Below are 20,259 nucleotides of genomic sequence, written 5' to 3' on the forward strand. Positions count from 1 at the left end.
CTCACTGACCGTAAAGAAATTTGAAAAAGAGGGCGGGACGTTCGCCAACGAGTACTCAGGCGTGGTGCATCCGGCTGCTCATCCGCGAGGTCCGACCGTCACCCAGTACCGCGTGACGGAAGACACCGATACGGGCAATGCGTGCGGCAGCACGCCGAGAATGGCGTCGATGTCGGCCAGCGGATAGGTGCCGGAGACGCGCAGCGACGCCACCGCCGGATCGCACCGCAAATAGCCGCGCCGATAGCGCGACAGCTCGGCGAGGAAAGTGTCGAGCCGCATGTCGACGGCGACGAGCATGCCGTCGGCCCACGCGCCGTCACCATCCGCCAGCGGCAGCGCCGCCTCGACGCCGCTGGCGTTGAACGTCGCCTGCTCGCCTGCGTGAACGATCCGCACGCTCGCAGTGTCGGTTGAGGACGTACCTTTCGGTGTCACGCGCACGGCGCCTTCGAACACTTGCACGGAGGCGTCGCTGCGTCCGTCGATCTGACCATCGATCTGACGCGCGACGAAACGCGTTCCCAGCGGCTGGAGCGTGCCGTGTGCCGTGGCGACGATCAGCGGCCGGGGCGGTACGTGCGTCACGTCCTTGCCGGTCGTCACCATGATTTCGCCTTCGACGAGACCGATGCGTCGCACGTCGCCGTCCATCGACAAACGCACGGCGCTGCGAGTATTGAGAACGAGCGTCGTGCCGTCGGACAGACGCAGTGTGCGTCGCTCGCCCGCCCCGGTGCGCGCATCGGCGCGCAGCCATTGCACCGCCATCGGATCACTGGCGACCCACGCGCCGGTGCCGACGAACAGCGCGCCGACGATGGCCTTCACCGCCATACGGCGTCCGCGCGAGCGGGGTGCGCGCAGCGCGGCCTGCGCAACGGCCGCCCCCAACGTGCCCGACACGTGACGCATACGCCGGTCGGCGTTCTCGATATGAAGCCACGCACGCTCGTGCTCCGGATTCGCCGCCCGCCAGCGCGCGCATGCGGTGCGCAACGTCTCGGTGGCGTCGCCGCTTTGCAGCGTCACCCACCACTCGACGGCTTGCTGGGCAATCGTCGCGTCGAAAGTCGCGGAGCGCGTCACGCCGTCTCCATCGCGAAGAAACACTGCGTGCCCGCGCGCACGAGATGACGTTTCACCGTCGCCAGTGAAATGCCGAGTTCGGTGGCGATTTCGGGATACGTGAGGCCGTCGAGTTGCGCCAGCAGGAAGGCGCGTTTGACGAGGGGCGGCAGACCATCGAGACAACGGTCGATTTCGAGCAACGTCTCCAGCACGATGGCGCGCTCTTCGGGAGACGGGGCAAGGCCTTCGGGTTGTTGCGCGAGGGCGTCGAGATAGGCGCGCTCGATCTGCTCGCGTCGCCAGTAGTTATAGAGGACGCGCTGCGCGACGGTCGTCAGGAACGCGCGCGGCGACGCCAGCTGGCGTGGCGGATCGCGCTCCAGCAGACGGACAAAAGTGTCATGCGCGAGATCGGCCGCGCGATGCGAACAGCCGGTCTTGCGATGCAGCCAGCCATGAAGCCAGCCGTGATGATCGTTGTAGAGTCCCCGCAGCGTACCCAGCGAAGTGTCGCGCTGCAGCGTGTCGTCGGCGGGCATACGCCCCTCCTGTCCCCGGGCCAGGTGTGGCCGCAAGGCTCAGGCACCGTTTTGCAAATGAGAATCGTTCGCAGTATAGCAAACAAGTTTCACTGGCATGGGACGGACGGTGCGCCACCGTCGCTACGCGTGGCGCGTATGCGACAGCGGCATCCGGCGATGCACTTAGTAATAGGCGTCCTCAAGCAGCATGTCTTCGAAGAACGCACCGAAACGCTGCTGCGGGTCACGCAGGTGAATCTCCAGAATCCATCGCATGGCGGACGGCGTGGTCTCGAAGTCCGCCAGCGAGCCGGTGTGGATCGCGGCGTGAGGGAAGTCCGAGACACGGTGGCCGGGCAGGTCGAAATTCAGCGCCCAGCCCATACGGCGTGCGACGTCGGCGGCGTAGGCATAGAGCGCTTGTCCGGTCGATCCTTCGTGCTGCCACTTTTGGCGGACGTCATGAAACAGCGCCTCGGCGTCGCGGGCGCAGCGCTCGTACTCGTCATGCTGACCGACGACGAAGCTCGCACCGCCGTCGCCTTCCCAAGCTTCGAAACGCGGCGCAATGTCGATGAAGAAGAGATCGTTCTCGCCGAGCACGACGCCCGGCTCGGACGGCTGGCGCATCGGCTTGAGTGTGTTTTTGCCGAAGCGAACGCGCGTCGGGTGCCAGCTCAGCTCCAGACCTGCGGACGTCAGCACGCCCTTGGCCATCGCGACGGCGTCTTCCTCGACCATGCCGGGACGCACGTTCGCCGCGATGTCGCGAATCGCGGTGCGGGTCTTGTTACGGGCGGCGAGCATGCCGTCGACGGAGAACGCGGGGCCGACGCGCTCGGCCAGCGAGGCTTCGTCGGGATAACGGACGGCGGCGGAAGTCACTTGATTGGACATCGAATACCTCTCGGTGGATGCGGTTGTTCTGGGGGGCATGCGACGGGGTTGCCGTCGCTCAGAGCATTCTCGAACCGCCGCTACGCCGCGCCGGGCAACGCGAGCGGGTCGATCAGGCCAACCAGCGGCATCTTCGTGCCAGCGTCCGGCCGACATCTTGCCGATGAGTCGCTTTCTGCCAAAATGGGTCGCATCAACGCCAGTGTTTCCCTGTCGATTTGCCCCAACCTGAACCGTCTTCCACCGAATCGTCATGATCCGTAACGTCGCCCTGCTGGTCTTTCCCGGCGTGCAATCGCTCGATGTGAGCGGGCCGCTGGACGTCTTCGCCGAAGCCAATCGCTTCCTGCTGCCCGGTGATCAGTACCAGACGGAGGTCATCGGCACGCAGCACGGGGCCATTGCCTGCTCGAACGGCATGGCGTTGCTGCCGCGACGTCACTATCAGGACGTCGGCGGACACGTCGATCTGCTGCTGGTGGCGGGCGGCCCGTCGCTGCTGACGGACGATCTCGGGCCGAACGTCTATCGCTGGCTGAGCGACATGGTCCCGCGTGCACGCCGCTACGGCTCGATCTGCAACGGCGCGCTGATCCTGGCGGCGGCGGGCCTGCTCGACGGCAAGCGCGTCACCACCCACTGGAACGATGTGGACGTGCTGGCCGAGCGCGCCCCCGGTGCGAATATCGAAGTCGACCGGCTGTTCATTCAGGACGGGAGTCTGTACACGTCGGCGGGGGTGACGGCCGGGATCGATCTGTCGTTGCATCTGCTCGCACAGGATCATGGGCAGGAGGTAGCGCTGAACGTGGCGAAGCGTCTGGTCGTCTTCACGCAGCGCGCGGGCGGTCAGTCGCAGTTCAGTCCGTACCTGACGCCCTACGCCGAGCCGAACTCTCCCGTCGCACAGGTTCAGCATTACGTGCTGGAGCATCTGGCGGAGCCGTTGTCGGTCGGCGATCTCGCGGCAGTGGCGAAGATGAGCGTACGCAATTTCTCCCGCGTATTCGCACGCGACGCGGGTGTGACGCCAGCCGACTTCGTAAGCGCCGCCCGCGTCGATGCCGCGCGCGTCATGCTGGAGAACGGCAACGCGCCGCTCAAGACAGTGGCGTGGGAATGCGGCTTCGGCGACCCGCACAACATGCGCAAGGTGTTTCAGCGTCGCTTCGGCGTGTCACCGCAGCAGTATCGGGAGAATTTTGGGCAGCCGCAGGGGTAATTCCGCGCAGCCCCGCCAACAGCGCGCCTCATCCGTCGAACACATCGTCCCCATCCGACGAGACTGTGCGCCCGACCTTCCCGTGTCTCCAATCACCATCAGGTGATGGCTGATGTCTCGATGGGCTTGCGGTGCACTCGCGTATCTCACGTTAGGCATACATTCCGTTTCAATCTTCGGAACAGACGCTCCATCGGCGAGTTGTCCCAACAATTTCCGCGTCGGCTCATGCTTTGCTCAATCCGGTCGCGCCGAAAATGCCTAGCCGACGACGCGGCACATCCGCCAAAGACGGCCGCCACAGACTGCCGATTCAGATGTTCGAAACCTGGGGGACGACGAGGGGACGTTGGTCAATTAATATCCCGCTCGATTCAGTCGCGTTGTTAGAGAGCACAGAAAAATACGCGAAATAAGCGGAGAAATTGGGACGTCCTTGTACGCGGCAGCAAATGATCGACGGATGATTGTTGTTGCCACAAGGTTGCTTTTTAGGTAGTACGCCGATTCATTGAACAGTGTTAGCGTCGCCGTTCCATTCTCGTGTCAACTAGGCCGCGCGCGGCGGACCAAGTAAAAAGCGCTGCACCACGTGCGCGTCAAGCAGACTCTGAATGGAATGATGAACGATGAAAGTTCTGTCTATTTTCGGAACGCGTCCCGAAGCCATCAAGATGGCTCCGCTTGTGGCTGCCCTTGGCCAGGAAGCGAGCATTAAGAGCGTCGTATGTGTGACAGGTCAGCACCGCGAGATGCTCGACCAGGTCATGTCGTTATTCGATTTAACTTCGAAGTACGATCTTGGCGTGATGGTCCCGAACCAAACGCTCAATGGGTTGTTCGCGCGCGCGGTCGAACGAATTGACGCAGTACTCGAGGAAGAGAAGCCTGATTATGTGCTGGTACATGGCGATACCAGCACGGCGTCTGCTTGCGCGCTTGGCGCATTTCACCGTCGCATTCCCGTCGGTCACGTTGAGGCGGGGCTGCGCACGGGAGATCTTGCCAGGCCGTTCCCGGAAGAAATGAATCGTCGTGTGGTCGATGCGATCGGCGACTGGCTGTTTGCGCCTACAGCCACCTCCAAAGCCAACCTGCTACGCGAACACCTGCAGGGCCGCATCGCGGTGACCGGCAATACGGTGATCGACGCACTCGCCATCCTCACATCGCGCCTTCGTGACGATTCGCCGCTCTCGAAGGACGTCGCCAAGCGATACCCTTGGGTCGACACTCATCGCCGCATGCTGCTCGTGACGGGCCATCGCCGCGAGAGCTTCGGCGATGGTTTCAGAAACATATGCGCTGCGTTGGCCGACCTGGCCCGGCGCCGAGATTTGCAAATCGTCTACCCCGTGCACCTTAATCCGGCCGTACGCGACGTTGTGATGAGGGAGTTGTCCGGCTTCGACAACGTGCACTTGATCGATCCGCTTGATTATGTCGACTTCGTCTGGTTCATGCAGCGGGCATACATCATTCTCACGGACTCAGGGGGCGTGCAGGAAGAGGCCCCGTTTCTTGGCAGGCCAGTGCTGGTCATGCGCGACGTAACAGAACGGCCCGAAGCCGTCGAGGCTGGCACAGTCGCGCTGGTCGGTGCCCATCGCGAGCGGATTGTGTCGGGTGTGACACGCCTGCTCGACGACCTCGCGTATCACGCGTCGTTTTCGCGACGAATCAATCCTTACGGCGACGGTCACGCAGCCAAGCGTATCGTCGACGCACTGTGCGGACGCCCATTCGCGGAGTTCGATCCCTGCTGCGAGAGCGCCAACAATGTTTGAGTTCTCGAGCGTCATTTCCGCGGCAATGCAGGTGCCGTTACATTTCGTGATGTCGCCGTTGCGCAACGTCACGCCTATTCACGGAAGAGTCATGTCGTTGTCCAACCCTATGCCCCTCCAGAGTGTTCCCTCCCGCCAGCCTTTGCGCGCATTGCGCACGGTGCCCCGGGCAACTTCGACCCTGCTGTGCTGCGTGCTGGCCGCCGGTGTGTGGCTGCCTGGCATGGCGAACGCCAGTGCATTGGGCGACGGTATCCGGTCGCTGGGCACGGGGGCGAACCTCACGCGCAGCATTGCGCTGGCCGACCTGGGCATCACGGCGCCGGTCGTTCTCTCGGGCGACGCCAATCAGGACTTCTATCTGCCGGTCCCCAAGGGCCTGCCGCTCTCCGATGCGTCGATCTCGTTCGACGGCCGCTATCTGAAGGGCGAAAAAGGCCCGGCGTCGTTCGTGCTGTCCATCGACGGACAGCCGATGACTTCGCAATCGATGCCCGATGGTGACGGCCCGCTCCAGCGCACGCTCGCCGTGTCCTCGCGACCGCGTGAGAACGGTTTCGTGCGTCTCGGCGTGAACTGGCATTCGCGCACGGGCAACAACCGCTGCGAGCCGGACCAGTCGCTGGCTAACTCGGTGACGATCACGCCGCAGACGCGCCTGACGTATCGCGTCGATCAGAAGTCGGTGAGCAGCCTCGACGACGCGTGGAGCACGCTGCCGGGCTCGCCCGCACTGCTCGTTGCGTCGAAGACGCTCACGAAGGAAGCCTTCGACAGCGCTTGGCGTATCGGCGTGGCGCTCGAGCGAAACGGCAAGCGCGTGGTGGTGCGCGCACTGCCTGCCGTCGGAGACACGGTCGACACGCGCGACGTGGTCGTGCCCGCGGCGCTGGCCGGGGTGCCCGCGTTCGCCGCGATCAAGGACAACAACGCAGCCCACAAGCTGGCTAACGACGCCGAACTGGGCGCGCTGCTCGCTGTCGGCGCACCCGCCGTGAGCGGTGAAGTTGCTGTGGCCGATGCCGCGCTGCGCACGCGTCTGGTCGCCGCCCTCGACGCACTGCAAGCGCAACTGACCAACGACAGCGATGCTGCTGAGGCGTTCAAGACGTGGCGCACACAACGTGCCGCACTCGCCACGGAAACGTTGGGCGCGAAGCAGGTCCGCCTCGTGTCGATGGGCGCTCAGTCGGTCATCGCCATCGCGGGCGATGCCGGCGCCCAGGCCGCAGGTCTGTTCGACGACTCGCTGCGCCGGATCCTGCTAAGCAACAGCGTGAGCGCGCCGATCGCACACACGCCGGACATTGAGGACAAGCAAGTCGTGCGTCTGTCGAGCCTCGGCGGCTCATCCGACAGCTTCGACGTGCTCGCGCGCGGCGACTGGACGGTGAGCTTCCCGCTTTCCGCTGTGGCTTCGGGCGGACGCATGCCGGGCGAAATCTCGCTGTATCTGTCGGCGGCGCCAGGACCGGCGGCCTCCAAGCCGGTGGCGACCGTGTTCTGGAACGGCATTTTGCTTGCGGCCAAGCAACTGGATGCGAATGGCCATCCGGAGCAGCTCAAAGCGCGCGTGCCGGGCTATGCGCTCGGCGTGAACAACACCCTGCGCGTGTCGGTACAGCGGCAGCCGTATTCGGCCGACTGTAACGAGATTCCGCAGGCCTTCCCGGTCAATGTGTTGCCTGTAGCCAGTTATGTTCGCCCGGGCAAGGCCGAGCCGGACGGCACGTTCGTCGGGTTGCTGCCGCTCATGGCGGGCAACCCGCAACTGATCGTGCCGGAGCGCTATCTACAGTCGGCGCCGGATAACATTCGTCGCGTGATCGGCATTGCGGCCGCTAGCGGTCTGTCGCCGTCGCGCGCCGAACTGACGATCGCAGCTGCCGGCAAGAGCGTGAAACCGAGCAAGCCGTTCGTCGCGATGGAAGTGGCGGTCGAAGGCGCGAAGCCTTCGGCAGTCGTGACCGATCGTCAGCGTCTGGAGATCGGCGGCAAAGACGCCAAGTGGCTCGATATCACGGGGCTGCAACGTCTGTCGACCGCAGAAGTCGTGCGTGGCGATGGTCAGGACGGTCTGCTCTGGTACGCCATTGGCGAGACGAAGGCCGACGTGGGCGTGCCGTTCCTGCTCAATCGCGGCAACCTGGCGATTATCGGACCGACCGGTCCGGTGGCCTGGATCGACACAAGCAACCCGGACGCGAGCGAACCGCCGGGCGCCGGCGAGAGCGCGTTCTACGAATGGCGTCGTTACGTTTCGTGGGGCGTGCCGGGCATCGCCATCGTGTTGCTGGTCATGCTGCTGATTCTTGTGCTGGCGCTGCGTGCGGGCCGCAAGAAACCCGACAGCCATTGATCGGTAGAGACACGTCGCCGTGATCTCCTCGCTCTATTGGCCCTATCTGGTCGCCGACTATTACCACGCGCTGGAAATTGCCAGCGCGGTGGTCGGCATCGTCATTCTGCTCTCGAGCGCCGACGATCTGTTCGTCGATGCCTGGTACTGGGTGCGCCAGATCTACCGGTCGCTGTTCATCCGGCGACGCTACACGCCATTGCAGGCATCGCAACTGCGAGAGGTGCGTGAGCAGCCGCTCGCGATCATGGTGCCGGCGTGGCTGGAGTACGACGTGATTGCCGCCATGCTCGAGAGCATGGTGGGCACGCTCGAGTACAAGAACTACATGGTCTTCGTAGGCACGTATGCGAACGACGCGAAGACGAAGACCGAAGTCGAGCGCATGCGCAGGCGCTACCGCCAGCTTGTGCATGTACAGGTGCCGCACGACGGACCTACCTGCAAGGCGGATTGCCTGAACTGGATCGTCCAAGCGATCTTCAAGCAGAACCAGTCGCAGCCTGAGCCGTTCGCGGGCGTGATCCTGCATGACAGCGAAGATGTGCTCCACCCGTTGGAGCTGAAGTACTACAACTATCTGCTGCCGCGCATCGACTTCGTTCAGTTGCCGGTGACGTCGCTGGAGCGCGAGTGGTATGAACTCGTCGCGGGCACGTACATGGACGAGTTCGCCGAATGGCACACCAAGGATCTGGTGGTACGCGAAAGCCTGTCGAAGATGGTGCCGTCGGCGGGCGTGGGTACCTGCTTCTCACGCAAGGCGCTCGAAGAACTGGCAGCCGAGACGAATAACCAGCCATTCAATACCGACACGCTGACCGAGGACTACGACATCGGCGCGCGCCTGGCGCGCAAGGGGATGAAGCAGATCTTCGGCAAGTTCCCGGTCGAATACGTGGTCAAGCGCGCCGGGCTGTTCGGTTTCGGCAAGGAAAAAGTCTCCACGATTCGCATGCCGCTGGGCATTCGCGAGTACTTCCCCAACACGTTCAGGACAGCATATCGGCAAAAGGCTCGCTGGACGCTGGGCATCGGGCTGCAGGGCTGGGCGCAGGTCGGGTGGCAGGGATCGCTCGCCACGAAGTATCTGCTGTTTCGCGATCGTAAGGGGCTCGCGACATCGTTCATCGCCATTCTCGCCTATGTGCTGTTGCTGAACTTCCTTGTCTTCCTGATCGCCGACAAGATGGGCTGGTGGACGATCTACTATCCGTCGGTATTTCCGCCGGGTGGATGGCTTGTAACCCTCATGGGGATCAATGCCTTCGCGCTGGCGCTGCGCGTAATTCAGCGCAGCTACTTTGTGTTTCATATGTACGGCTGGGAGCACGCGTTGCTTGCCATGCCGCGCATGGTGATCGGCAACTTCATCAACGCTATGGCCGCCGCGCGCGCCTGGCGCCTGTTCATCGTCCACCTTGTGACGGGCAAGCGACTGGTGTGGGACAAGACGATGCACGACTTTCCCACGACCGATCAGCTCACGCAGCAGCGTCAGCGTCTGGGCGAATTGTTGATGTCCTGGCAGGCCATTGACGAGACGAAGCTGGCCTATGCACTGGATGTGCAAAAGCGCGAAGGCCGTCCGCTTGGCGAGATTCTCGTCGAGCAGGGGTGGCTGGACGAAGCCACACTGCACGAAGCGATTTCATTTCAGCAAGGTGTTCCGGGGCTTCCGTCACCTGACGCAGAACCCCATATTTCAAGTAGCGCGGCCACATGACGTTCTTCTCCCGCACCCTTTGCTACACAGCCGTGTTAGCCAGTCTTTCGGCCGGCGCGGTTGCGGCACCCGCCAGCGCGGCGCGCGCCGAAGTCCCGCTGGAAGGCGAGGCGTGGCAGTTCGGAGACGCTGCTTTCAAGGCGTATAACCGTAAGGACTACGCCGCTGCCCAGGCGCAGGCCGCGAAAGCATTGGCTTTACGGCCGGACGTCACGCGCCTGTGGTTGTTGCGTGTCTACGCCTTGCAGAACATGGGGCGTACGAAGCAAGCGCTTGACGTCACGGAGCAGGCACTGGCACAAGGGCACCGGGATCCGGCACTAAGCGCGGCACGAGATAACCTGCGTATCGCACTCGCCCCCAAGGCCAGTGGCGGCAAGGGCGGCACAATGCAGTCCCCGGCGTATAAGGCGGGAGATGCGGCTTACAAGGCCTATGCTGCCGGCCGTTATGACGAGGCCGAGCGCAACGCTCGTGAGTCATTGCGCTACGAGCCGAACAGCGCGGGCATGCGCAGTCTGTTGATCTATTCGCTGGAGCGTCAGGACAAGGCGCAAGCGGCCGCCGACGAAGCAGATGCAGCACTACGTCTCACGCCGAGCGACGAAGCCCTTCAGGCGCTGCGCGACCGTATGCATCGCCGGCTGGCCACGGCGCCTGCGCTGGCCGCGTGGGACGCGTATCGCGAGCGCGACTACGTCAAGGCGGTCGGGCTGGCGCGCCAGGCCGTTCGTCAGGCACCCGACGTGCAGAGTTATCGCTACCTGCTGACCGGGGCCTTGCTGAGCGAAGGACAATACGCCGAGGCTGACGCCGCCGCTTCGGACGCGCTCTCGCAAGACGGGGAGGACGCACTTTCGCTCGCGATGCGCGGCTTCGCCCGCCAGAAACTCGATCGTCCGGACGACGCTCGCAAGGATTTCGACAAGGCAGTGGCGCAGGACTGGCTCTCGGAGCAGCAGCTCGCGAGCGTTAAACGCATTGCCGCCGACACCCAGCAACGCACGGGCCGACCGCGTGCGCGTAGCGCCGCGGATGAAGCGCCGGTGGTCTTCTGCACGTCTGACTCGCAGGACGTACTTTGCAACCTTCTGCCTGCCGGTTCGAGCCTGGCGGGTGCGGGGCCCGGGTACGAAGCCGCGTCGCAGGCGTATGCATCGATGGCCAGGAAGGACTATGACGCAGCGGCCAAAGCGGCTCGCGAGGCACTCGACGCCGCACCGGATAACCTCGCGTACCGTCTGCTGCTCGTCAACGCGCTGAGTCTCGCGGGGCGCAAGCGCGAGGCGCGGGAGGTTTATGCCCCGATTGCGACGTCGGGGAGCGAGGTGCCGCCCGAGAGTCTGCTCGACGCGGCTTACAGTGCGCAGCGCCTCTATGACAACAAGCAGGCGAGCTACTGGTTCTCGCGCGCGATCGACGCGGCGGATGACGGCCAGATCGAACTGGAACCGCAAGCGCGCCAGAACGTGCGTCAGGCCGTATCGGACCTGGATCGCACGTGGGGTTTCAACGCCGCGCTCGGGTACGGCACGGTCGGTGTCATGAACTCGGCCTTCGCGCCTTCGCTCAGCGCTCGCAAGACCCTGCAGTCGTCGCAAGAAATCTTCTGGCGCCCGCCAGTGATAGGCAACCGCGACGGCAGCACGTTCGAGCTGTATGCGCGGATGAATCAAGCGCTCTATGACGGCACCGGCGGTGTTACCGGACTCTCGACAAATCAGGGCGTGCTGGGCGCACGTTGGAAGCCGTTCGGTCGGCAGAATTTCGTGTTCGCGGTGGAGAAATTCATCCCTCTGGGCAGCAACAGCCGGACCGACTGGCTGCTGCGGGCCGCGTGGTCGGAAGGGGAAGGCGGGAGCCTGCGTGTCGACAAATCGAACTGGCAGTACTGGCAGTTGTACGCGGAAGGCGACTACTTCATCGATCATCCGCAAACGCTGGGCACTGCCGAAGCGCGCTATGGCCGGGCTTTTCGCATGGACAGCATCGACAGCAACCTCGTCGTCACACCTTATCTGGGCGCCACGGCCGGTTTCGACAGTCTGCTCGCGCAGCGCTTCACGATGGGTGTTGGCCCGGGCCTGACCGCACGCTGGTGGTTCCGCGAGGACAAATATCATGCGCCGCAATCGTTCATCGATCTGAACGTACAGTATCGCGTGCGCATCGCAGGCGACGATCGCTCTCAGGGCATTTTCGCCGGTCTCTATTTCTCATATTGAAGACGTGATAACAACCATGTTCGGATTCCTCAAACGCGTACCGTGCGCAAACCGGGCACTCGCCGCAACGGCGCTGGCGACGGTCGGTCTCCTGGCGCACGCCGCGCCCGCCGATGACATCGCCAAGCTGTATGCGTTGCCGCCCGAAGGATCGGTCTACGTGCGCGTGCTCAACGCGAGCAACGTGGCAGTCAACGTGCAATTGGGTGCTGGCGCGAAGGCCGAATCGCTCGCCGCGGACCACAAGATCGTGTCCGACTATCGCGTGTTGCCCGGCGCTCAGGCGTATACGCTCAAGGTCAACGGTCGCGCGGTGGAGGTGGCGGGCAAGTCGCCGAAGGGCGGTTTCGTGACGCTGGTTATCGACGGCTCGCACGCCAGTGCACCGGCCAGGGCAATCGTTGATGAGAGTCCTGCGGCCGATGGGCTGAAAGCGGAACTCGCGGCATACAATCTCGTGCCCGGCTGCCTGGCCAAAATCGGTGTGGCTAACGGTCCGACGGTCTTCCCGGGTGTGGCTGATGGCGCACGCAACGCGCGTGCCATCAATCCGGTGTCGGCCTCGCTGGTCGGGTCGTGCGCGGATCATGCTTCTGCGCCGCTGGCGCTGCCGGCGCTCAAGGGCGGTGACCGCTACAGCGTGTTCCTCGTGGGAACGACGCAAGCGCCCGTGCTGGTCGGTGCGACGAATCGGACGCAACCCTATCGCGCCAACTGAGGTGAATATCGAGGCTCCTGTGCGCGCGCTGCGCAGCCGGTCTCGGAGAACCGGACGCCGCCGCAGAGCGGTCGCATGTCAGCGCCAGAACACGACAATCCTTCTTCGTAAGCATTATGAAAATCAACGCTGATTTCCCGGGATTCGCCCGGAAACTGCTGTCCGGCCTGATGATTGCCGGGGCATGCCTGGCGGCCACGAGTGCGCACGCGCAAGCGGTGCTCATCGGCAAGGACGATTGGCTGTTCTACGCTCAGGACAACATGACCGACGCAGGCCGCGCCGGCATCGACAACTCCGTCAATTTGATGCGCGCCGCGCGTGATGCGCTCAAGGCAAAAGGTATCGGACTGGTGGTGGTAGTGGCCCCACTGAAGGCTCGCTTTTACGAAGACAAGCTTCCCGCAGGTACGGCAATCGCCCCCGCCGTGCGCGAGCGCTACGCGCAGATCATCGACAGCCTGCGTCGCGCGGATATTCAGACAGTCGATCTGATGCCCGTACTCAAGAGCGTGGAGCACGACGACCAGACCGCCTTCTTTCAGAAGGATTCGCACTGGACGGCCTGGAGCGCTGAAGCCGCTGCCGCCGCGACCGCTGAAGTCATCAAGAAGAACTGGACGCTTACCGGCCAGGCAGGCACAGGTAAGAAGCTGGGGCACTGGATCAAGGAGCGCCGCTTCGCGGACTTTGCCGAGCTGATGACGGCTGCGCAGCGCAAGGCCGTGGGCCAGGAGATTTATGTCGTGCGCTCCAACAAAGCCGATGAAGGTGGTCTGCTCGACGACGCGGCATCGCCCGTACATGTCGTCGGCAATAGCTTTGTCCAGCCATATCTGGGCTTCCCGCAGGCGCTGTCGGCGGACATCGATCGGCGCGTAGGCCTGACCTGGAAATATGGCAACTTCGGCCCGTGGGCCGTATTCGCTCAGTACCTTGAGTCGCCGGCGTTCCAGCAGGCGCGTCCGCAAGTCGTCGTGTGGCAGCTCAATGAAGTCCAGATGCTGTACGGCCCGAATACGAGCGGGCAGTGGGACGCAGCATCACTTATGACCGACGCTGCATGGCGCGACCGCGTCGCGGCCGCCATCGCCAAGTAACGCATATGAGTTTGTCGACTTCTTCGCGAGATGCGGTGGCGACACCGCCCGCGGCGACCTCCCATCTCCTGAGCGCCTTGTGCTTCGGGATGTTGATGGTCCTGGGGCTGATCTACGGCGTGTACGAGTCATCCAAGGCTGGGCTCGGTGACTACACGCCGAAAGCATGGCTGGACGGCACGGCGGGCAAACGTCTGGATACAACGCTGGCGCTACCGTACCGCGAACCGGTTGAAACCGCCGATGCGGCGTTGCGCTACGTGGCGTTGGGTCAACTCGGCACGCAGGTGCAGCAGGGCTGCCCCGGATGGCTGTTCTACACCGATGGCGTGCGTGCGCCGGTTGCCGACGTGCGTGCCGAGATCGGCAAGCGAATTGCGCTGATGAAGCAGCTCGCGGGCCGGCTGCGTGCCGCAAATGTGCAGGTGTTGGCAGTGACGGTGCCGGATAAGTCGCGTATTGCCGCGAATGCGCTGTGCGGCCTGACGCGTCCTGCGGACACGATGATGGGCATGACGATGTGGCAGCAGGCCCTTTCAGATGCCGGAGTTCCTCACGTCGATCTGACGCAACTGCTTGCATCGATGCCTGACGCTTTCTACCGAACCGACGTTCATATGAATCAGACGGGGGCAGCCGCCGCGGCGCAGGCAGTCGCCCGGGCTGCGCTTGCGTTACTGGGGCAGAAGGGTTCGTTACGCTACGACGTGTCGCGCGCGCCGCGTGCCGAGCCGCGCGTCGGTGACTTGCTGGTGCTCGCGGGGCTGGGCAAGGCGCCGGACGGCTGGCGCCCGGCGCCGGACAGCTACGTGCCGGAGACCTTTACGTTGCCCGCAAGCGGAGGCTTGCTCGACGACGGTCCACCTGTTGAAGTTTTGCTCGCCGGCAGTTCGAATTCCCGCCGAAGCAACTTCGCCGAGCAGTTGGGGCAGGCGCTCGGCCAACCGGTATGGAATCAGAGTCGCGACGGCGGCAAGTTCGCCGACGCGCTCGTTCACACCATGCAGGATCGTGATCGCTGGCCGAAGAGCCTGAGGCTTGTGATCTGGGAGATGTCGGAGATGTCGCTGCTCCAGCCGTTGACCGAGCAGGAGAAATCGCTGCTGCAGGGTGGCTAGCGCATGAACACGACGTCGGCGGCACAGAAGCGCAAGTTCCGACGTATCGATACGGACCCACGCTGTGCGGGTAGGCCCTGTCGGATTGCCTGGCGCGCACGCAGCGCCACCACTATTTCAATGGACACATGCTCATGCCGGAGCTGAACTGGTTGCCTCGCACGCCCGACTGGGCGAAGCAAGTGGATGCCCTTCCAAAGGACGTTGCGCCCGCATGGAGCGAGCTGGTTCGGCTCGCCAATGAGAATCTGGACTTCGTGCAGACGGGGAAGCTGGACAAGCGTCTGGTCAAGGCCTATGGCGCTCAGGCGCCAGCGGATCTGACAACAACCCCGGTGCGTCTGGCGGTCCTTGGCTCGTCCACGATGGATCATCTGCTGCCCGGTCTGCGGGTGGGGGCGCTGCGTCGTCAGCTATGGACACAGATGTACGTGCCGGATTACGGTCAATATCTGCGCGAGACCCTCGATCCGTCCTCCGGTCTGTACGCATTTGCCCCGAACGTCGCGTTGTGCGCTTTCGATACACAGCACCTGATCGGCAACGAGACGGCCGCCATGACGGCGGCGGACGCCGATGCGATGGTGGCGGGCGCCATCGATAACCTGCGCGAGCTTTGGCGCCGTCTGAGAGAAGATATTGGCGCCCATGTGATTCAACAAACGCTGATGCCGACCCACGTCGCGCTCATGGGCAACAATGAGCAACGCATGCCGGGGTCGGCGCGCTGGCTGACGCGCCGACTCAACGAGGCCATGCGCCAGGCGGCTGACGCGGCGGGGGTCGACATCCTCGCGCTGGACGATGCCTGCGAGCAGGATGGGGTAAGCGCTTGGCACGATCCACGGCTATGGCTGCGGGCGAAGCAGTACGTCACGCCTGCCGCGGGGCCGGCCTATGGCGAACTGGTGGCGAGACTTGTCACGGCGCGCCGGGGCGGCAGCGCAAAGTGTCTCGTGCTCGATCTCGACAACACGTTGTGGGGTGGGGTGATCGGCGACGATGGCCTGGCCGGCATTGTCTTGGGACAGGGCAACGGCGAGGGCGAAGCCTTCGCCGCATTTCAGCGTTACGCGCGGGATCTGACGCGCCGAGGAGTGATCCTCGCCGTTTGCTCCAAGAACGACGAAGCCAATGCGCTGCAACCGTTCACGTCGCATCCCGAGATGGTGCTCAAGCGAGAAGACATCGCGTGCTTCGTCGCGAACTGGCAGGACAAGGCAAGCAACCTGCGCTCGATAGCCTCGCAGCTCAATATCGGACTCGATGCGCTGGTGTTCGCGGATGACAATCCGTTCGAACGTAATCTTGTGCGCCGCGAACTACCGATGGTGAAGGTTCCTGAGATGCCGGAAGATCCCGCGTTGTATGCGGCGACCGTTGCAAGAGGCGGCTACTTCGAAGGGGTGGCACTGACCGCCGAGGATCGCGAACGCGCGGGCCAGTATCAGGCCAACCTGCAACGCGAAGTCATGCGCACCAGTCAGAAGGATCTTGCGTCGTATCTGGCCAGTCTGCAGATGGTGCTGGAATGGAACACATTCAACGAGACCGATCTTCCGCGCGTCGTTCAGCTCATGGGCAAGACGAACCAATTCAATCTGACGACGCGCCGTCATACCGAAGACGACGTTCGGGAGATGATGCGCGATCCGCGCGCCGTCCTGTTGCACTTCCGACTGAAGGACAGCTTTGGCGATAACGGCATTATTGCCGTCATCGCCGCCCTGCCAGAGGCGACGGCCGGGGACGATTGGCGCATCGATACGTGGCTGATGAGCTGCCGCGTACTCGGTCGCGAAGTCGAGCGCGCCACGTTGGGTGTGCTCGCAGAGCAAGCACGCGCCGCCGGGGCCAAACGCCTGATCGGCGAGTATATTCCCACCGCGAAGAACGGCATGGTCAAGGATCATTTTCGAAACCTTGGATTTACGCCGTTTGCCGGACACGAGAACGCCTCCGAATGGGTGCTGGACCTTGGCGAATTCTCTCCACAAAGTGCACCCATGGAAATCAGGAGCATGAAATGACCGACAACGACATCCTCGAAGCGCTGACCGACATCTTTCGCGACATTTTTGACGACGACTCGGTCGTGATTACGGCGCAATCGTCGGCTGCCGACTTTGACGCCTGGGATTCTCTGTCGAACGTGAACATCATGGTCGCGACCGAAATGCGTTTCGGTGTGCGGTTCAAGACGTCGGAGATCGAAGGCCTGAAGAACGTTGGCGAACTCATCGAGCTGATCAAGAAGCAATTGGCCGCGAAGGGCTGATCTTGATATAGCCGCAAGCGTCCCTGCGACCTTTTTGACACAGATTTCCCGGTATGCTGTTCAACTCCCTGCCGTTTCTCCTGCTGTTCCTGCCCATCTCTTTGGGCGGGTACTACCTCGCGGGAGCGTTGCGCCCCATCGCGGCGGCCGCATGGCTTTGCATCGCCTCGCTGGTGTTCTATAGCTGGTGGAACCCGGTGTTCGTCACGTTGCTGCTCGGGTCGATTGCGTTTAACTATGTCGTGAGCCTTGGCATTCTGTCGACGGAAAACCGTCCGCGTCTGCAATCATGGATTCTCGCGGGCGGCATTGTCGCGAACCTCGGGCTGCTGTTCTATTACAAGTATCTCGTCGCGTTGCTCGATTTCCTCGCGGGATACGGCCTCGTCTCGCATAGCGTGAGCGAGATGATCCTGCCGCTCGGCATCTCGTTCTTCACATTCACTCAATTGGGCTTTCTGCTCGATTGCCGCGCGGGTGTGGTCCGTGAGCGGGGCTTTGTCAGCTATGTCTTGTTCGTCACATTCTTTCCGCACCTGATCGCGGGGCCGATTCTGCATCACAAGGAAATGATGCCGCAGTTTGCCGACCGCGAGAGTTACCGGTTCAAGGCGGAGAATCTCTCGATCGGCGCGACCTTGTTCATCATCGGTCTCGCCAAAAAGGTGCTGCTCGCGGACAGCATCGCACCGTGGGCCGAAGCAGGCTTCAACGCACCGGGTGAGTTGCAGTTCATGGCGGCATGGGGAACCGCGCTGGCCTATGCACTGCAGTTGTACTTCGATTTTTCGGGGTACTCGGACATGGCGATGGGCCTGGCGAAAATGTTCGGCATTCGCTTCCCACTCAACTTCAATTCGCCCTACAAATCCACCGGCATCATTGAGTTCTGGACCCGGTTCCACATGACGCTCACGCGTTATCTGACCGCGTATCTCTATACCCCGGTGGCGATGGCGATCACGCGAGCCCGGGCACGCAAGGGACTGCCGGTTGGCCGCAAGGCAACGACGACCGCGCGTGGCTTCGGCAGCATGATCTTGTTTCCGACGGTCTTCACGATGGGGCTCGCCGGTATCTGGCACGGTGCAGGGCTTCAGTTTCTTATCTTCGGTCTGCTGCATGGCATGTACCTGAGCGTGAATCACGCCTGGCGCCAGTTCGGCCCGAAGCGCGCGCAGCCGGCGACTGGGTTGGTGCGCGCCGGGTATATCGTGCTGACGTTCCTCTGTGTTGTATTCGCGTTGCTATTCTTCCGTGCCCACAGCACGCATGACGCGTTCATGCTCATCGGCAACATGCTCGGTTTGAACGGTCTGGAGCCCTTGGCGCCGGTGTTGTATCCGTTGCATGCCCTTGCGCACGCGGCGCCTGAGTGGACCACCGGCGACGTGTTGCGCCTGTTCCTGGAGCGCTGGAGTCAGGGCCTGCTGATCGCGGTGCTGCTCGTGGTGGTGTGGTGTGCACCCAACTCGAACCAGATCATGAACGTGTATTCGCCCGCGTTGGAAGGACCCGCTGCGGGCGCACCGCGCTGGCTGCAATGGCGCCCCACGCTCGCGTGGACCGCTTTGTCGATGGTCGTGTTGGCGTACGCCGCGCTCAACCTGCACAAGACGGCCCGCTTTCTATACTTCCAGTTCTGACGCCAGATCATGCTGACCGACCTTGGTTGTACCTTTCATCACATTGGGATCGCCTGTCGCGACCTGGACGCAGAGCAGGCCTACTGGGAATTGCTCGGATATTCGCAGGAGTCGGCGGAGTTCGAGGATCCTGTCCAGCGGGTGCGCGGGCGCTTTCTGACCGGGCCGGGGCCGCGTCTGGAACTGCTCGCACCCAGCGCCGAAGGCTCACCGGTCGAGGGCGTGCTCAAGCGTCGCACGAAGATGTACCACCAGGCATTCGAGACCCGCGAATTTGATCGTGCCCTCGCAGCACTGGAAGACACGGGGGCACGCCGCACGGCGGAACCTGCCCCAGCCGTTGCATTTGGCGGGCGTCGCATCGTCTTCCTGTTCCTGCCCAACGGCAACATCATCGAGATTATCGAAGGCGCGTGAGACGGCCTGTCCCAGCGGCGATTTCCGACTTCTCGGTCAGCGTAGTGCCGCTTGCCAGCGCCGCAGCAGTACATGTGCCTCTGGTGTGTCGCCCAGAACCCACGGGTCGATCGCGAAGGCGATCACTCGTTGGGCGCCGTAGTCACGCGCGATTTCCCATTGCTTCTCGATGCGGGTGAAGCTCGCCGCGTGTGCCTTGAAATCGGTGCCGTCCTTCTTGCCGTCGGGCGCGCTTTGGAACAGTTCGAGTATCAGATCGAATTTCGTGCCACGTGAGACGAACAGGTCACGCAGGGGCGCGAGTGCCACGTAATTTTCGATGCCCCACTCGCCCACACCGTCCTGAATCATCGGATAAACGTCGGAGCGATCGAGCAGCGCGCGCCACAGCTCCGCCAGCGATCCCGGCCCCGGAATATGACTGTAGAAAGTGGAGATAGCGGGAGCACGCGCGCAGGATTCGTGCGACAGGCGTGAGACTGCGTCGAGCCACGTCGCGAGTTTGTCGAGCCGCGTCGGGTCAGACCAACTGTATTGCTCGATCTCGTGCGGCAGATACCAGCCTCGAAACGCCGGGTGTCGTGGCAGAGCGCTGTTATGCAGCGTGAGCGCGATGCGCTCGCGTGCATCGTTCAGATAGCGCTCCAGCAGCCCGGCGTCGGGGCTGCCGAGCACGGTCCACCAACGCTCGTCGTAAGGCACCCCCAGATACACGCCCATGCCTTGAGCATGGCATTCATCGAGCAACAGCTTCAGGAGTGCGGGTGACGCCTGCCACTCGCTCGCGGGATTGCCGGTCAGCGCGATCCACTGAATGAAGAGTTCCCGGCACCCCAGTGCGCGCGTCATGGCAATGCGGGCACGCCATTGCTCGGGACGCCAGTCCAGATGCTCGCGCCAGAGCTGCAGGAAACTCCCTCCGATCTCGACACGCTCGCTACAGGCGGAGAGCGGCAGGCAAGCAGCGATCACCGCGGCCTGCATCAGACGGCGGCGCATCGGGGAGACGATGAGTTGGCGCATACAGTTCGAAGGAGTCAGGCAGACGAGAGTGTAAGCGCAATTGTTTCGCGCTTGAGTCTAGTTTTGACCTGTTCGGATATTCCGGGGACACATGACCTCCGCATAGCCCCGCCGCCAACCTCGGCGCGCAATCTCATTTCCACTGAAAAAT

The 20,259-nt window shown here is 63.1% G+C and carries 16 protein-coding genes; 12 read left to right on the forward strand and 4 right to left on the reverse strand.

What is annotated here, in order from left to right; genetic code table 11:
- Positions 1-78: 78 nt before the first annotated feature.
- The 3 genes from NTU39_RS25360 to NTU39_RS25370 form a co-directional block, all read right to left on the reverse strand.
- Positions 79-1,089, reverse strand: a complete 1,011-nt coding sequence (locus tag NTU39_RS25360) for a FecR domain-containing protein (protein WP_257958835.1) — start codon at positions 1,087-1,089, stop codon at positions 79-81.
- Positions 1,086-1,610 carry a sigma-70 family RNA polymerase sigma factor gene (locus NTU39_RS25365; protein ID WP_150663542.1) on the reverse strand — a complete coding sequence of 175 codons (525 nt, stop codon included), beginning with the start codon at positions 1,608-1,610 and terminating at the stop codon, positions 1,086-1,088. Before NTU39_RS25365 ends, NTU39_RS25360 begins: the two co-directional genes overlap by 4 nt.
- Positions 1,611-1,775: 165 nt before the next feature.
- Positions 1,776-2,489: a M24 family metallopeptidase gene (locus tag NTU39_RS25370; protein ID WP_257958836.1), complete on the reverse strand. Its 714-nt coding sequence runs from the start codon at positions 2,487-2,489 to the stop codon at positions 1,776-1,778.
- A gap of 256 nt (positions 2,490-2,745) precedes the next feature.
- Between NTU39_RS25370 and NTU39_RS25375 the strand changes: the two genes are divergently transcribed.
- The 12 genes from NTU39_RS25375 to NTU39_RS25430 all read left to right on the forward strand — a co-directional run bounded on the left by NTU39_RS25375 (position 2,746) and on the right by NTU39_RS25430 (position 19,085).
- A complete protein-coding gene (locus NTU39_RS25375) occupies positions 2,746-3,711 on the forward strand; it encodes a GlxA family transcriptional regulator (RefSeq protein WP_373275423.1) in 966 nt (321 codons plus the stop codon).
- A 629-nt stretch (positions 3,712-4,340) separates the two neighbouring features.
- Positions 4,341-5,498, forward strand: coding sequence for a non-hydrolyzing UDP-N-acetylglucosamine 2-epimerase (gene wecB / locus NTU39_RS25380; RefSeq protein ID WP_150663545.1), 1,158 nt, complete (start codon positions 4,341-4,343; stop codon positions 5,496-5,498).
- 91 nt (positions 5,499-5,589) lie between these two features.
- Positions 5,590-7,857 carry a cellulose biosynthesis cyclic di-GMP-binding regulatory protein BcsB gene (locus NTU39_RS25385; RefSeq protein WP_246184486.1) on the forward strand — a complete coding sequence of 756 codons (2,268 nt, stop codon included), beginning with the start codon at positions 5,590-5,592 and terminating at the stop codon, positions 7,855-7,857.
- Between the two features lie 19 nt (positions 7,858-7,876).
- On the forward strand, positions 7,877-9,583 hold the full coding sequence (locus NTU39_RS25390; RefSeq protein ID WP_150663546.1) for a glycosyl transferase family protein: 1,707 nt from the start codon (positions 7,877-7,879) through the stop codon (positions 9,581-9,583).
- The gene (locus NTU39_RS25395) at positions 9,580-11,808 is read left to right on the forward strand and encodes an NfrA family protein (RefSeq protein ID WP_150663547.1); all 2,229 of its coding nucleotides are present in this window, start codon (positions 9,580-9,582) and stop codon (positions 11,806-11,808) included. Before NTU39_RS25390 ends, NTU39_RS25395 begins: the two co-directional genes overlap by 4 nt.
- A gap of 16 nt (positions 11,809-11,824) precedes the next feature.
- Complete coding sequence (locus NTU39_RS25400; protein WP_150663548.1) at positions 11,825-12,526, forward strand: alginate O-acetyltransferase AlgF; 702 nt, start codon at positions 11,825-11,827, stop codon at positions 12,524-12,526.
- Between the two features lie 116 nt (positions 12,527-12,642).
- Positions 12,643-13,626 carry an alginate O-acetyltransferase AlgX-related protein gene (locus tag NTU39_RS25405; RefSeq protein ID WP_150663549.1) on the forward strand — a complete coding sequence of 328 codons (984 nt, stop codon included), beginning with the start codon at positions 12,643-12,645 and terminating at the stop codon, positions 13,624-13,626.
- A gap of 35 nt (positions 13,627-13,661) precedes the next feature.
- Positions 13,662-14,744, forward strand: coding sequence for an alginate O-acetyltransferase AlgX-related protein (locus tag NTU39_RS25410; RefSeq protein ID WP_257958840.1), 1,083 nt, complete (start codon positions 13,662-13,664; stop codon positions 14,742-14,744).
- Positions 14,745-14,878: 134 nt separating this feature from the next.
- Positions 14,879-16,774, forward strand: coding sequence for an HAD-IIIC family phosphatase (locus tag NTU39_RS25415; RefSeq protein WP_217426144.1), 1,896 nt, complete (start codon positions 14,879-14,881; stop codon positions 16,772-16,774).
- Positions 16,771-17,022: an acyl carrier protein gene (locus NTU39_RS25420; protein ID WP_150663552.1), complete on the forward strand. Its 252-nt coding sequence runs from the start codon at positions 16,771-16,773 to the stop codon at positions 17,020-17,022. The genes NTU39_RS25415 and NTU39_RS25420 overlap by 4 nt, the downstream gene beginning before the upstream one ends.
- Positions 17,023-17,075: 53 nt before the next feature.
- Positions 17,076-18,668, forward strand: coding sequence for an MBOAT family O-acyltransferase (locus tag NTU39_RS25425; protein ID WP_257958841.1), 1,593 nt, complete (start codon positions 17,076-17,078; stop codon positions 18,666-18,668).
- 9 nt (positions 18,669-18,677) lie between these two features.
- Positions 18,678-19,085, forward strand: coding sequence for a VOC family protein (locus NTU39_RS25430; protein WP_150663554.1), 408 nt, complete (start codon positions 18,678-18,680; stop codon positions 19,083-19,085).
- A gap of 36 nt (positions 19,086-19,121) precedes the next feature.
- Here the strand turns inward: NTU39_RS25430 and NTU39_RS25435 are convergent, their stop codons facing one another.
- On the reverse strand, positions 19,122-20,108 hold the full coding sequence (locus NTU39_RS25435) for a DUF4434 domain-containing protein (RefSeq protein WP_246184488.1): 987 nt from the start codon (positions 20,106-20,108) through the stop codon (positions 19,122-19,124).
- Positions 20,109-20,259: the final 151 nt, after the last annotated feature.

It is taken from the genome of Pandoraea commovens (assembly GCF_024704525.1).
In the GTDB taxonomy this organism is placed as follows: domain Bacteria; phylum Pseudomonadota; class Gammaproteobacteria; order Burkholderiales; family Burkholderiaceae; genus Pandoraea; species Pandoraea commovens.